Origin of the sequence: Paenibacillus sp. PSB04, assembly GCF_025809195.1 — a bacterium.
GTDB lineage: Bacteria > Bacillota > Bacilli > Paenibacillales > Paenibacillaceae > Paenibacillus_AQ > Paenibacillus_AQ favisporus.
In genome coordinates this window covers 2,181,797-2,195,898 of the sequence record NZ_CP081301.1, presented here as the reverse complement: position 1 = coordinate 2,195,898, position 14,102 = coordinate 2,181,797, and the positions used below count along the sequence as shown (strand labels likewise).

The window sequence follows — 14,102 nt, the reverse complement described above, 5'->3', positions numbered from 1 at the left end:
GTTCACCCGATAATCCATACGTCCGGGGACTGAAATCCCTCCCCAGCCGGCGTGCTTATTTAAAATACTGGACCAGCGTTCCGCCGCCGCCATCCGCCTTCACTTCGGCATAAGCGCCGTTCACCAGCGTCATTTGCGGCGGCACGTGACCGCAGTCGATATCGTAAATGACGGGTACGCCCAGTTCTTCCGACAGCTCCTGGTATACATCCTCCACCGTGTATCCTTCCATGGGACGGTTGGCCGCGCTCCGGCCGAACATCAGCCCGGCGCAGCCTTCGAACCAGCAGGCATACTTCATCTGAACAAGGGACCTGCGCAGATCGGCCGTGTTCAGCTCGCAGTTCTCCAAATACCAGAGGAGAGGTTCGCCCGGAATATGGCGCTTCCGGAATGCTGCCACATCCCCGTAAGGCGTGCCGATCAAATGGCGGATAACGTCAACGCATCCCCCGAGCAGCCGGCCCTGCATTGACTCCGGCCCGCCCGAAACCGTCTTCCACACCGTCGGCTCCGTCAGATGGAAGACGCACGAGCTCGGATCGTCATGACGCCACTCCTTCTGGTATTTGGCCGATGCCTGCTGAGCAATCCGATCGCCCGGCTTGGCCGTCAGCACGGCCTCCCACATGGCCGAAGTATCATCCGAATACGTCCCCCGCAGGTCGACGAAATTGAGCCCGTGAGCAGTGGCGATTCCCGTCCGCAAAGTAATGGCCAGAAGAAGGACGCTGAGGTCCGAATAGCCGAGAATCCATTTCGACGGCATGTGGTCAAAGTCCATCCGGTCCAACATTTCGATGAGGAGTTCCCCGCCCCACGGAGGAATGATCGCACCAATTTGGCGATCCCCAAGCATCTCGTTCAGCTCCTCGGCACGGACCTTGGCGGGGGCCGACTTGGCCTTGTGCTGCGTCCAGACCGTCTCCCCGACACGTATGTGATAGCCCCTCTCCTCCATACGGCTGACGGCCGTGCGGAACATGTCGTGTAGACCGGGCTCTATGCCCGAGGAGGGAGCCGTCACACCGACGACAGCCCCTTTTTCCATTCGCGGATATTGAATCACTGCCGCATCCCTCCCGTAAGATTTCCCCCTATCTTACTAGAAAAGGACGGCTGGAACAATGACGATGTTACGGTATTGGCGAGCCCCGAGATTCCAAAAAAACAAGGATTCTCCGGACATCGAAGAATCCTTGCTGCGACAGCAACGCTATGATGTTTTAAACCTTCTCGCCCTCCCGCGCTCCTTCCTCCTCTTCCTCCGGCCCGGCCGAAGGAACCGTATTTCGCAGTCCGAGCACGATCAGAAGGCTTACGACGGCGATGACAGCCATCACGACATACAGGGAATGGAGGCTCCCCTCAAGAATATGCCTCAGCTCGCTCCACAGCTCCTTGGGAAGCGACGCGCTTCCTTCCGGAGTCAGCAGCTGGTTGACCTCTTCTTGGCCGACCCGCTCCAGTCCGGGAGTATCGGCGAGCCGCCCGGCCAGCGTCAAGTTGATCAACGATCCAAAGACAGCGACGCCGACCGTCTGGCCCAGCGAGCGGATAAAGGTATTCAGCGCCGTCGACGCGCCGCGAAGCGAGTAACCGACCGAGGACTGTGCAATAATTGTGAACACCGTGTTGGAATATCCGAAGCCGAGGCCGTAGATAAAGGTAAAAATCAAAATCACGTAATGCGGCGTCCCCTCGCCGATCCAGGCTAACCCGAGAGCCCCGATCACGATGCCGGCCAGGCCGATCAGCGTCGTTTTCCGCGAACCGGCGGTAAGAATGAGCCGGCTCCCCGCTACGGAGCCGAACAGCCAGCCGATCGACATCGGTGCCATCGTCAGCCCGGACATCGTGGCATTTTTGCCCATGACCCCTTGAATCCAGAGCGGCGTATACGTCGTGAGGCCGATCAGCAACGCGCTGGTCAGCATGGCGGCGACGGTGGATACGGAAATGTCGCGGATCCTGAACAGCTTCAGCGGCAGCATCGGCTCCTTCGCCCGGGCCTCCACCACGATAAAGGCTGCCAGGAAAACCAGGGCAAGCACGATGCAGAGCACGATCCAAACCGAAGACCAGGCAAAAAACTGCCCGCCGGTCGCCAGCGCAAACAGCAGCGCCGTCATCCCCACCGTAAACGTTCCGGCACCTGCGAAATCGACATGCGTTTCAGCACGCTCCTGCCGCTGTTCGTGGAAATGGCGGGCGATCATCCACATGGACAGCAGCCCGAACGGCACGTTAAAGCCGAAAATCCAGCGCCAATTCAAATAGTCGACAAAGTATCCCCCGATGAGCGGTCCGATCAGGGAGGCAATGCCCCAGACCGAACTGATGAGTCCCTGGATTTTGGCGCGTTCTTCAATCCGGTAGACGTCCCCGATAATCGTAAAAGTGACCGGAATGACCGCCCCCGCTCCGATGCCCTGAATGGCCCGAAACGCGATCAGCTGGCCCATACTTTGCGAGAAGCCGCACAGCAGCGATCCCAGGACAAACAGCAGCGACCCGATTTGAAATACCGGTTTGCGGCCATACAGGTCGCTGATTTTCCCGAAAATCGGAGTGGATACAGCCATGGTCAGCAGGTACGCGGTAAAAATCCAGCTGAGGAGCTTCATGCCGCCAAAGCTGCTGATGATGGCCGGACCGGCCGGTCCCGTTACGGTTCCTTCGATGGCCGACAAGAACGTGGATACGAGGATTCCGGCCAGAATCCAGTTCCGGCTCTGCTTTCCAGGCAAATGGTCAGATCGATTCACGTTATTTGTATCCTTTCTCCCGTTTTGACAAAGTTTCCTTATAACGAAACGTATCCACCCAGTGCACGAAAAATGGCCTCCGGTAAGAGACCGCTTTTCAGACTGGGCGGATGCATAGGGTTTATTAAAATAGAATGGCATGAAGTTTCAGGCGTAGACGATCCTTCGACCGTCGTCAAACGAAATCTTCCTGTCTATGACCGTACATGAATAAGTCCGTGATTCCGGCCCAACTGCCGGTAATCTTCGACCTTGCCTTGATCGAGCCGGAGCACGAAAGAAGCATCCTCCTCCACCAGGCGGGGGTCGTGGGTAATCATGAGCAGGGCAGCGCCCTGGGCGGCGGCACCCCGGCACAGCTTCAGCAGCCGCTGCGCTGCGCGGTAATCGATGCCCGAAGTGGGCTCATCGAGAATGTAGAGTGCTTTCGGCTGGATCAGCTGGCCGATGACGCTGAGCAGCTTCTTCTCACCCTGGCTGAGCAGGTATGGGGAGTCTTGACGACGTCCGCTCAGCCCGGCAGCCGCAAGCAGCGCCTCGGCCGCTTCGGTCTGCTCAGGCGTCAGTTCAGCTTGCCGCCGGCGCCAGCCGCTTCGAATCCGCAAGCCGTACACGAGCTCATCCCACACTGTATGCTCCACGAATTGATGCTCCGGCTGCTGGAACACGTATCCGATGTCCCCGGCCAGCTGATGAACCGGCATCCCGGATACGTCCCGCCCCTTCCAATATACCGAACGGGAAGGAACCGGCAGCAGGCCCATCAGGAGGCGGGTGAGCGTCGTTTTGCCCGAACCGTTCTCACCGGTCAGCATGCCCCACGCTCCCGGATGCATCGCAAACGAGACGTCCCGGAGCGCTTCCTGCCCTCCGGGGTAAGTGTAGCTCAGGTTCCGGACCTCCAGCAGCGGTCCGGAAGCCGAGTCACCGCCGGGGCCATCCGCACCCGGCGGCATCTGCGCCGGCGCCGTCACCATGCCGGCGCTCTGCAGGGGCCCGGCGGCCGGCTCCGCTGCATGCGCGCCGGCTTCCGCTGCCCCCTCCCACGGGGGCAGCACGCCGAGCTGCGCCAGCCGTTCCCGGCTGGTGCGCAGCAGCTCCTGCGGCGCTCCGTCCATCAGGACTGCGCCGCCGTCCAGGACGATGACGCGCTCCGCAGCGCGCGCGGCATCGTCGAAGCGGCCGGACACCGTGACGACGGTCCGGCCCTCGGCGTGCAGCCTGCGGCAGAGCTGCACGAACTGCGCCTGCGCCGCGGGGTCTAGGCTGGCGGATGCATCGTCGAAGACGATCATCCGCGGCGACAGCGACAGCACCGCGGCAATGGCGGTGCGCTGGCGCTGTCCGCCGGACAGCTCGCGCACCGGGGAACGGCGGCGGGCGGTCAGTTTCACCGCCGCCAGCGCTTCGGCCACGCGGGACTCGATCTCCGCCGGCGGCACGCGGAGATTCTCGGGCCCGAACGCGGCCTCATCCTCGACGACGCCCCTCACCAGCTGGGCGTCGGGATCCTGGAACACGATGCCGGCCACCTTGGCGATCTCAGCGATCGGAGCTTCCGCCGGGTCAATCGTGTCCAGCCGTACCTTCCCTTCCCGGCGGCCGCCTCCGCTCCGCGGAAGATAGCCGCTAAGCAGCTGGCACAGGGTAGACTTGCCGCTGCCGCCCGGTCCGATTACCGCCGTAAACTGTCCGGCCGGAATCGTGAGCGACACGCCGCGGAGCGCAGGCTCCTCCACATCTTCGTACCAATAAGAAAGCTCCGTCAGCTCAATGGAAGTTCCCTGCATCCGCAGAAGCCTTTCTGCCAATGGCAAAACGTTTAAGCAGTCCGCTCCGCTGAAGCATATCCCCGAGCACCTTGGTGAGCAGGCCGCACAGCACGATGCCGCTGATGATCCGCACCACCATCGTTATTGCCAGCACCTGAAAGCTCCAGGACGTATACCCGAACATGTTCGCCGCGCAAATGAACCAGATCGGCACCATCGCGCCGCCGACCAGCATCATCGCACCGGCATTCCAGCGTTTGTAGCGAAGCAGAAAAAATACGGCCTCCGCCACAACCAGATAGCACAGTGCCGCCACGATGCTCGCTGCAATCCCGTACGTATTGCCTACGAAGCACTGGATCGCGCCGCCGATTCCGTATGTAATCGCCGCGGTTCCCGGCTTGCGGATAATGTAATAGGCCAGCAGGCCGTACACCATGTACACGCCGACGATGGTAGAGGTCGCCACGGGCCCGCCCAGGCTGTTCAGCATTTTATTAATGTAAGATAAATAAAAGGTCAATACCGCGTTCGCTGTGGCCAGCATCGCCATCAGCACGATGTCCAGCGTCGTAAACGGGACAACACGTCTCTTTGATTGTGATAAAGTTTCCATCTCATGTCAACTCCTAATCAGGAAAATGGTGGGATTTCTCACCCTTGAAGGCTCGCATCGCAAATTCCCTGCGATTGGCCTAGCCTCCCTGCTATTGTGCATGATCGGATTCGAAACGTCAACCTAAAAAATAAATCATAGGTTAACAATGTGGATATACCACCACAATGCCGCGGTAATCAGCACGGCCCCAACCGCCGTGATATGCCCGGCAGCAGACGGTTGCTGCTCCCTTAAAAACGTACGCTCGGGATATGCGCCAAAGCCTTTGGCTTCCATCGCTCCTGCAGTCTGCTGAATCCGGCGCACGGCATTATGCAAAATGGCGGACACAAACACCTTCCACCAGCCTAACCGCTGCTTGACTCCCTTAGGGCGGGCTGCTCCCCTGACCTGATGAGCTGCCGAAATGCTTCTCCCTTCTTCTTGAAGCAAAGGCAAAAACGTGAGCGCCATCGAAATGCCGAAGGCGAACCGGTAAGGAACCCTCATCCGACGGGTTAACGCGGTGACAAGATCGCCGGGATCGGTCGTGACCATGTAGACAAAGGATGAGAGAAACACCGTAAACATGCGCAGCGTCACCGAACCGGCCGCATCAGCTCCCTCCGTCGTGACGTGCAGCATGCCGAACTGCCAAATGGTATGGCTGCCGGGTACGGTCAGCAGGGTCAGTATAAAGTACGGAACCGCAAAACCGATCAGGAAAGCCATCGCTTTCCACTGCCTTCTCCAGCTGACTCCGCCTGCCGTTCGGGCCATGAACGAGGCCGCCAGAAGCAGCAGTGCCTGCCCTGCCGATGTGTGCAAACGCATCGTCAGCACGGCGATGCATAGCAGGACCACGAGCTTGCTGAGTGGGTCGATACGGTGCAGCGGCGAGCCTCCCCCTTGATACGATAGGATCATCGTCTGATCGCTCCTCCTTGATCTAAAACTTGTTATACTCCGCCTGCTCCCATTCTTCACGCAGCAGCGAATGGAGCAGTGCATCGTGAAAGCCTGAAGCCGTATGGCGGTACTGTCTCAGCCGTCCTTCGGCCGTGAATCCGAGGGACCCGAACAGACGGACGGCTCGTTCATTCCGCGGATCGGTCAGCGCTTCAATCCGGTTGAGGCCCATCGTCCGATAGCCATATCCGAGCATCAGGCCGATCGCTTCGCGCATGTAGCCCTTTCCCCAATGGGGCTTCGCAAGCTCGCAGCCGATTTCTCCCCGGTAAGCACCCTCCAGCTGCCACCAATTCAAACCGCAGCTGCCAATGATCCCGGCCCCCGGCAGGAGAATTCCCCAGCGGAGCCCATCCTCGGTGGCCGCCAAACGATTTAGCAGCCGGATGAGTTCCGCTGCCGCCGCTTCGTCCGGCAGGTCCGGAAGATCCGAGTACTTCCGCACCTCCTCGTCGGTCCAGCACGCATACAGCGCCGGGGCGTCGCCTTCCTCGAGCGGACGGAGCCGGATCCGCGGCCCTTCAAGCTCGGGAATGTTCCCGCTGCATTGATAGCTCATCCCAACGCCCCCTTCATGTACTTTGCAATATTATCAATGTACAACGCCTGCCCCCTGCAGCACAAGAGCGCCTCCCCTCCCGGTTTCTGCCATATGAACGCAAAAAACACCCCGGCGCTTACCCTGTGTCCTTGAGGAGGGCTGCAGCCGGAGTGCTTGTCCATCGCTGTATTTTACACCATTATTGCTGTGCTTCCGTTCTTCCCATCAGCAGAAACGCAATGATAAAAATAAAAGCGATCAATGCCAGGAGCGGGATCGTAATGAAGCCAAACCAGTTCAAATAATCGAAATTGCAGGGAATGCCTACCTTGCACGGCAGTGCATTGGCAAGCGCCGGAATTTTCTGCTCCGCATAATGATAGATCGAGATGCAGCCGCCGATCGCGCTGAGGGTCACCGCATAAGGAATGATTTTACGGTCATTTTTATAGCTGGCGATTCCGAGCAGAATCACTTCCGGATACATGAATATCCGCTGGAACCAGCACAGCCTGCACGGTTCATAGTGCATCACTTCGCTTAAATACAGGCTGCCTCCCGTGGCGATAAGGGACACGATCCAGGCAAAATACAGGCTGTAGGGCTTGATGAACGCAATGAAACGGTTGCCTTCCATCCGAAACTCCCCTTACTTGTCGGTGTCAGCCGACTTTTTATCCAAATAGCTCTTGAGTGCGTTGTAATCGAGCGTGACATTCTCCGCTACCTTCTCGCCGTTTACGTACAGCGTTGGCGTGCTGTTCACGCCCAGCTTGTTGCCGGTAGCCATATGGCTGTCCACTTCATCCTGGTACGTCTTCTCCTCGATGTCCTTGCTAAGCTGATCGTAATCCACCTTGATGTTATTGTCGCGGGCCAGCTTCACCAGGAACTCTGGCGTTGCCCACTCGGTTTTTTCATCCTGCTGGTTGTCGAAGAGTACGTGGTAGTACTTCCAAAATTCATCCTTGTTCTGATGGAACACCGATTGCGCGGCCAGTGCAGCCGTGTTGGAGTCCGCATTCGGACTGATGATAAGGTAATTCATGAAATAGAGCGCAGCTTTACCGGAATCGATAAAATCCTTCTGCAGGCTCGGCTCGATGTCCTGACTGAAATACTGGCAGGCCGGGCACTTGTAGTCGCCCATCTCCACGATCTTGATCGGGGCTTCCGGATTTCCCAGCACCGGGAGCGAGCTGTAATCAAACGATGCTTCCTTGGATTGCGGCCGAATGAACACCAGCAGCAGGACCAAGACGACGATACATGCACCTGTAATCCACATGATCCGCTTCATGCGTTTCTCCTGCGCTGCCCGCTGGGCTTTACGTTGGGCCACGGTGTTGACTTGCTTCTTCTTCGGTTTCACGAAGCCTGACGTCTCCTTTCCTGTGAACTAAAGCTGAGGCGCCTTGGCATTTGGGTCTTTAGTTCTTCCTTAATGTAAGTTACTTAACACTTCTTCTCTAGGTTATTCTAGCATCTCCCCCCGCCGATGACCAGAAAGAACCGCTTCCAAAACCGGTCAAATCGGGAATTGTTAAATAAATTGTAACAAAATCAATTACATGACAGCCCGTAGTGAGTTTTTTCATGAAAATATGAGTTGACTTGAAACGTTCCGGTGATACTACTTTTACCTTAACTGTTTGAAAAGAAGGGGGGGGAATATTATGGAGTGGCAGACTGCCGTTATTGTCGTTTTTGCCGCTGTCCTGGCCGCGATAGGAATTACACGTTACGCCTTTTATCAAATGACGCAGATGAAAGCCCTCACGTATGAGCAGACCTTTCAAGCCATGGAGCAGGTCGGGCTGTTCAAGCAGGACTACTTTGAGTCGCTGCCCAAGGAGGAGGTTCAAATTACGAGCTATGACGGGCTGAAGCTGAACGGCATGCTCATACCGCACCCGTCAGGCTCCAACCGTTTCGTCATTCTCGTCCATGGATATACCGCCTCGCTTCCGGCATCGATTCCCTTTATGGACATTTTCCGGGAAGATGGGTTCAACACACTTCTGATCGACCTGCGCCGGCACGGAAAAAGCGAAGGCAAATATACGACCTACGGGTTCCACGAAAAGCACGACATCGACTCATGGATCCGGTGGATACGCGCGACGTACGGCAGCGACTCGGTCGTCGGCCTGCACGGCATGTCGCTTGGGGGAGGCACCGTGCTGGAATACCTGTCGCTGCCTCACACGGACGCCGCCTTTGTCATCGCCGACTGCCCTTATTCCGATCTGACGCGCCTGATGTATCATCAAATGCAGGCGCTGAACCGTATTCCCGCGGCTGTGTTCCTTCCGCTCGTCGACCGCAGACTGTTCCGGAAAGCAGGCTTTACGCTGAATCAGGTCAGCCCCGTCCGCTCCGCCCGGTACAGCCCCGTTCCCGTCATGTTTATCCATGGCACACGGGACCGCTATATCCCGACGGAGATGAGCGAGGAACTGTTTGCCGCCAAAGAAGGAATGAAACGGCTTCTTCTCGTTGAAGGAGCCTCCCACGGCAATGCGCTGGGGGTCAACCCGGAGCTGTATAAAAAAGCCGTGCAGGAATTTGTCCGCGATGTGATGGAAGGGGCCGTTCCTGCCATGCAGCCGGAACAGGCCGAGGAGCTTGTGGAAGAACCTGTTCAGGCGGGGCTTCCTCAGCCGGAATTTAATATGTAAGACTTCTGCACCATCTCACAACATTAATTACAACTCAAAAAAGCCCCTTGGACTCCGGACTCCTCTCCTTCGGACCAAGGGGCTTTTCCATTTTCTGAACATGAAGCCAGACAGCCTTATCGCATCCTGTACTGCTTGCTCTCCTCTGCCGCAATGTCTTCCCGGATGCTCATTTTCTCCGCATTGTAATGACTGATCGCTTGGTTTAATCCCTTCAGGTCGAATACGGAAACATCCAGCTCGCTCAGTTCATCCACATCCGATCTCAGCCGGTCCCTCAAATCCGTCAGCCTGCGGATATGGGACTGCGCATATTGGCCTGCTCTTTCCTCTGTTAATTCCGAGGATTTTTCGGCTACCAGGGTGCCGTTGACCTTTACCAATTCATCCGACAGCGTATGCTTCAAACGACTGAGCTGGCGCTTCAAACGCGCTCCAATCATGACATATATGGCAAATCCGAACACAAGAATCGCCAGCGCATAGGACAACCAATACCATGCTCCATGTGCGCTGTGCTCAGTCCCTGCATCGGGCAGCTCCGCCGCGAGCACCCGCACCGGGCTTGTCGTTAAAACCGTAGTCAACCATTTGTGCATATTCATTCCCTCCATTCTAAGATGCGGTAACGATTCTAGGTGGCAGGAAGTTGATCTTGGAAGCCTGGGCGTTAAGCACCGGCATTCGCGCTCTCCGTTTCTTCAAGTGGTGCCAGTACTTCCCCGCACAGCTTCTGAAGCATGACCTGAATTTCCTTGAACTCCCCGATTCCCGTTCCGGTCAAGCTGTATTCATCGCCGTGAGCCGTCAGAAAGTTCAATTCGGTCAGGCGCTCCAGCTGCTGCTTCACTTCCCGTTCTCCCACCTTGTAGCCGTGCGCCTCCAGCACGGGCTGCATATCACGGATGGTCAAGTCATGGTGATGGGCATGGTAAAGCATGTGGATACTCATGAATAAATTTTGTACGTCTGCACGCATAGATTCCTCTCCTTCCGGCGAACGCCTGTAAAAATGAGCCTGTCATTACCATTGTTTACCCTTCTTCCGCTGCCGGGAAACAATACGAATCCCTGTTTAAGCCATGCCGGACGCCGGAATCAGCAGGCTTCACAGGATATGACCATGACTTTTAGAGGGAGGAATTTCACTTGACGTGGAAGGAATTCCTGTATACTATCTTTTATAATTAACCAACGGTTAAAAGACAGAAATGAGGTGGATCGTCATGTTTCAAGCCCTTCCCTACGAAGGAAACCGGAATGACCAATTTGCAGCCGTCCTCGAACAGCTTAAGTCGCTCATCCATGATGAGCCCAGCTCCATTGCCAATCTAGCCAACGCCTCGGCCCTACTGAACAGCTTCCTTCCTGACATAAATTGGGTTGGTTTCTATCTATTCGATGGAACTGAGCTGGTTCTCGGACCGTTTCAAGGGCTCCCGGCCTGCATCCGCATTCCTTTGGGTAAAGGGGTATGCGGTACAGCGGCAGCCGAGCGGAGAACGATTGTGGTCGATGACGTGCATGAGTTTCCCGGGCATATCTCCTGCGATGCCGCCTCGAACAGCGAAATTGTCGTTCCGCTGGTCCAGGGAGAGCGCCTGATCGGCGTACTCGATATCGACAGCCCGCTGAAGGGGCGGTTTGACCAAGATGAGCGGCAGTTTCTCGAACAGTTTGCCGGTATTTTGACGGCACAGCTGTAATATAGGATCCTGGGAAAATAAAGCGGTCTTCTGCTTATGATGCGGAAGACCGCTTTTTTCCATTCCTGCATGATAAGATAATGAACGAAAACACGGCGTTGTTTGTCTTATGGTCAGATGGAACAACCGCCGGCCGGCATCAGTTCCATGGATCTTTGCATGTCAAGGAAGGTGAAGCAATGACGGACAAAGAGCTGTTCGAGACCTTTAACCGGGATGTCTACAGCTTTTGCTACTATATGATGCAGCGCAGGGAAGATGCCGAAGACCTCTGCCAGGAGACGTTTATCCGGGCACTGCTCGCGGACCGGAGCTCTATTCAGGATATCCGGCGCTGGCTTATTCAAATCGCCGCGAATCTGTGCAAAAACTCGCTTCGCCGCTCGAAAGCGGGCGTCATCAAGGAAAAGCTCTTTTCCTATCGGCATCTGGCGGCTGCCCCGCATTCGGTCGAGGAAACGGTCGAAGGGCGGGAACTGGCCCTGGAGCTGTCCCGGCTGTACGGGCGGCTTCCCGCGAACATACGGATGGTGATGATTCTCCGTTACATTAACGGGCTGTCCCAGCAGGAAATCGCCGACATGATCCGCGTTCCTTTGGGGACCGTCAAATCCAGAATCAATAAGGGGCTTTCGCTCATGAGAAAATATATCGCTAAGCCCTCCTGCCCCCTCATGAAAGGAGAGAACGACGATGAACCGATTCAGCTTGGAACAGATGGAACGGGCCATTTCACGAAAGCCTGAGCCCGCTCCCAATTTTGAAGCGATGTGGAGCACGATCGAGGAAGAGGTTGGACGACGGCGTTCAGGCCAGTCTTCAACTGTAAAAAGGTCATCGGTGACCCGCAAGTGGGTTCCGGCGGCCGCTTCCGCTGTGGTCTTCCTGGCGGTAGCCGTTCCCGTGTTTGCAGCCATAAACCCGGGCTGGGACTTGTGGGGACGGCCGGGTGTGAACAATGCCATTCAGCACGGCTTTGGCGAGCCGCTGGATTTGAGTGCCCGGCAGTCGGGCACAACGATGAAGCTGCACGGCGTCGTGACGGACGGCGAGCAGATGGATGTGCTTTTTACGATGCAGGTTCCGGGCCTTCCGGATTATGACGCCGTCGATTTCGAATCCGTCTCCCTGTCCGATTCTAAGGGGAAAGATGCCAAGCCAAACGTTCTGCTCAAACGCGATGAGGAAAAAGATACACTGAAAGGGATGTTCGAGCTGCAGGATGAGCTGAAGAAGTCTAAACGGAGCATGCACTTGGACGCCAGCAACCTGGTTTTTTACCAATATGACGATCTGCCTCTTGAGGGAGATATTGCCGAAGGCTCCATGCTGGCTCCATCGTCGTCTTCAGACGGCTTCGCGGCTGTGGAGATCCAATCGATCGTCCGGAAAAACGACCAATTGACCATCCGGTATGCCCTGACGTCACCGCTTGAGGATCCAGGCGATCTGGACCCCCACCTGGTGATCACCTCCGGTTCGCACACGTATCAAAGCGTGTCCCGGGCGGTCCTCCCCCCGGACGGTAACGATTTGCTGTGCCAGTCGACCTTCACCATTCCGGAACGGGACTGGAAGGGAGCCAAGCTTCACCTGACCTATTTGCAGGAGGTCAAGAGAGTAGCGGGAACCTGGGCTTTTGACTTCAACGCAGACGGCAGCAAGGCCAGCGAAGCCATTTACAGCAAACCGCTTCCGGCAAATGAGGAACAGGCCGCAAACGTCAATTTGAACCTGAAACAGCTGGTCATCACGCCGCTTCAGATCCGAATCCCATACAGGCAGGATTCCAATGACTGGACTGAGGGCGTGAGACGCTTTACGAACGTATCCCTGCAGCTGGGGGACCAGCGCATCGAAGGCAGTGACTATCATACCGGCATGTACGAGAAGGTCCGGCACCGGGAATATTTGGATGAAGGCTACCTGCGCTTTGAGTCGCCGACATGGTTTAAAGACTGGTCGGGGGAACCGATGAAGCTTATCTTCTCAGGTTTGGAAATTACAAAAAGGGACCTTTCGAAGCATTGGTACGATCTGGCCGCGCCGACTGCCACTGAACAGCAGGTGCAGATGGATCTGGACGGACGGAAGGTCACGTTCACCTACTTTCTGAAGGGCAGCCAGTTGATCGTGAAGTCTTCCTCTGAGGACCCGACCTTTAAAGGGGTATCGCAATCGGTGATCCGTGCCGGCGGAAAAGAGATCCTCCCGGACTACGTCCCTGCGCCGCCTTCGAGCGGGCCGTTTACCAAAGTGGAGACGTATTCGAACCTTCCGGAAGGAACGGCGCTGCAGCTGAACCCGGGCGTGTACGTGCTGCTCGAGCCGGACGAGACGGTTGAAGCGGCCATTAATTAACGCCTTTTGGTAAAGTCAGTTCTCGGATCCGACCCCATGAAATGAACAAATGCTCCCCCGTATACGGCAGAAGCCCGCCCGGCCATTCATCGGCCAGGCGGGCTTGTTGTGCTCACCCTTGTTCATCTTTCTTACATCAGCTCGCGCTCGGCGAATATGATCATCCCGTCCCGTAAAAAAACGGGAAGCTGCGGATGGTATGCCGTAAACAGCTGCTTGTGTTCGGTCTGTTCCACATATAAGTTTCCCAATCCGATATATACCATTGCCGACGGCGTATAATAACGGCTCATCCATTCATAATGCCTGCGGATGATCCGCTGAACCTGCGGAGCACCAGGGTGATGGCCTTCCTCGATGGCCTCCTTTAAATCCCGGTTAATCTGATCGATTTCCCGCTGGGAGCGCAGGTAGTCTTCCTTGGTCCACAGCTGCATTTTATGCTTGCTCTCCTGCGTTTCGGACTCGCCTCCCAGCTGGGTCAGCACGTCCTGCTCGGTCACATTGGATCCGGCCGGGCCTGAGTCCCGGCCTCTTTTGTCTGGTTCCATCGTTTCTCCCTCCACTTGACTTTCTGATCTATATCTTTTGCCTCATGGTCTGCACGATTGATGTCAGGTCTTGTCATCTTCCAATTACCCGTTTCGCAGGAATTTAACCGCTGCTGGAGGGGCATATATCCGCTTTTTTTAACATTTTTTTCTTC

General features: G+C 56.4%; 15 protein-coding genes. 4 read left to right on the top strand and 11 right to left on the bottom strand.

Going from position 1 to position 14,102, the window contains the following annotated elements; translation table 11 throughout:
• Window positions 1-55: 55 nt before the first annotated feature.
• From K2F33_RS10335 to K2F33_RS10300, 8 genes are all read right to left on the bottom strand, one after another.
• Complete coding sequence (locus tag K2F33_RS10335) at window positions 56-1,069, bottom strand: S66 family peptidase (RefSeq protein WP_263881591.1); 1,014 nt, start codon at window positions 1,067-1,069, stop codon at window positions 56-58.
• 157 nt (window positions 1,070-1,226) lie between these two features.
• Window positions 1,227-2,768 (bottom strand): MDR family MFS transporter, encoded by a 1,542-nt coding sequence (locus tag K2F33_RS10330; protein ID WP_244879416.1) that lies wholly within the window; start codon window positions 2,766-2,768, stop codon window positions 1,227-1,229.
• Window positions 2,769-2,962: 194 nt separating this feature from the next.
• Window positions 2,963-4,558 (bottom strand): ABC transporter ATP-binding protein, encoded by a 1,596-nt coding sequence (locus tag K2F33_RS10325; RefSeq protein WP_263881590.1) that lies wholly within the window; start codon window positions 4,556-4,558, stop codon window positions 2,963-2,965.
• Window positions 4,539-5,156 (bottom strand): ECF transporter S component, encoded by a 618-nt coding sequence (locus K2F33_RS10320; protein ID WP_089549034.1) that lies wholly within the window; start codon window positions 5,154-5,156, stop codon window positions 4,539-4,541. The genes K2F33_RS10325 and K2F33_RS10320 overlap by 20 nt, the downstream gene beginning before the upstream one ends.
• Window positions 5,157-5,291: 135 nt before the next feature.
• Window positions 5,292-6,065, bottom strand: coding sequence for an energy-coupling factor transporter transmembrane component T family protein (locus K2F33_RS10315; protein ID WP_263881589.1), 774 nt, complete (start codon window positions 6,063-6,065; stop codon window positions 5,292-5,294).
• A gap of 22 nt (window positions 6,066-6,087) precedes the next feature.
• Complete coding sequence (locus K2F33_RS10310; RefSeq protein WP_263881588.1) at window positions 6,088-6,666, bottom strand: GNAT family N-acetyltransferase; 579 nt, start codon at window positions 6,664-6,666, stop codon at window positions 6,088-6,090.
• Between the two features lie 181 nt (window positions 6,667-6,847).
• Window positions 6,848-7,285, bottom strand: a complete 438-nt coding sequence (locus K2F33_RS10305) for a disulfide oxidoreductase (RefSeq protein WP_076175915.1) — start codon at window positions 7,283-7,285, stop codon at window positions 6,848-6,850.
• A 12-nt stretch (window positions 7,286-7,297) separates the two neighbouring features.
• Window positions 7,298-8,020, bottom strand: a complete 723-nt coding sequence (locus K2F33_RS10300; RefSeq protein ID WP_076175918.1) for a thioredoxin domain-containing protein — start codon at window positions 8,018-8,020, stop codon at window positions 7,298-7,300.
• Between the two features lie 304 nt (window positions 8,021-8,324).
• On the opposite strand from K2F33_RS10300, the gene K2F33_RS10295 reads away from it, so the two are divergent.
• Window positions 8,325-9,329, top strand: a complete 1,005-nt coding sequence (locus tag K2F33_RS10295) for an alpha/beta hydrolase (RefSeq protein WP_263881587.1) — start codon at window positions 8,325-8,327, stop codon at window positions 9,327-9,329.
• Between the two features lie 116 nt (window positions 9,330-9,445).
• On the opposite strand, the gene K2F33_RS10290 is transcribed toward K2F33_RS10295, so the two are convergent.
• On the bottom strand, window positions 9,446-9,928 hold the full coding sequence (locus tag K2F33_RS10290) for a hypothetical protein (protein ID WP_263881586.1): 483 nt from the start codon (window positions 9,926-9,928) through the stop codon (window positions 9,446-9,448).
• A gap of 71 nt (window positions 9,929-9,999) precedes the next feature.
• Entirely contained in the window at window positions 10,000-10,308 is a 309-nt protein-coding gene (locus K2F33_RS10285) for a hypothetical protein (RefSeq protein ID WP_076175925.1), read from the bottom strand.
• 247 nt (window positions 10,309-10,555) lie between these two features.
• Between K2F33_RS10285 and K2F33_RS10280 the strand changes: the two genes are divergently transcribed.
• The 3 genes from K2F33_RS10280 (at window position 10,556) to K2F33_RS10270 (ending at window position 13,396) form a co-directional block, all read left to right on the top strand.
• Window positions 10,556-11,035 (top strand): GAF domain-containing protein, encoded by a 480-nt coding sequence (locus tag K2F33_RS10280; protein ID WP_263881585.1) that lies wholly within the window; start codon window positions 10,556-10,558, stop codon window positions 11,033-11,035.
• 179 nt (window positions 11,036-11,214) lie between these two features.
• Complete coding sequence (locus K2F33_RS10275) at window positions 11,215-11,781, top strand: RNA polymerase sigma factor (protein ID WP_089549039.1); 567 nt, start codon at window positions 11,215-11,217, stop codon at window positions 11,779-11,781.
• Window positions 11,729-13,396: a DUF4179 domain-containing protein gene (locus K2F33_RS10270; protein ID WP_263881584.1), complete on the top strand. Its 1,668-nt coding sequence runs from the start codon at window positions 11,729-11,731 to the stop codon at window positions 13,394-13,396. The genes K2F33_RS10275 and K2F33_RS10270 overlap by 53 nt, the downstream gene beginning before the upstream one ends.
• A 131-nt stretch (window positions 13,397-13,527) precedes the next feature.
• Here the strand turns inward: K2F33_RS10270 and K2F33_RS10265 are convergent, their stop codons facing one another.
• Window positions 13,528-13,947 (bottom strand): TipAS antibiotic-recognition domain-containing protein, encoded by a 420-nt coding sequence (locus K2F33_RS10265; protein ID WP_263881583.1) that lies wholly within the window; start codon window positions 13,945-13,947, stop codon window positions 13,528-13,530.
• Between the last annotated feature and the right edge of the window lie 155 nt (window positions 13,948-14,102).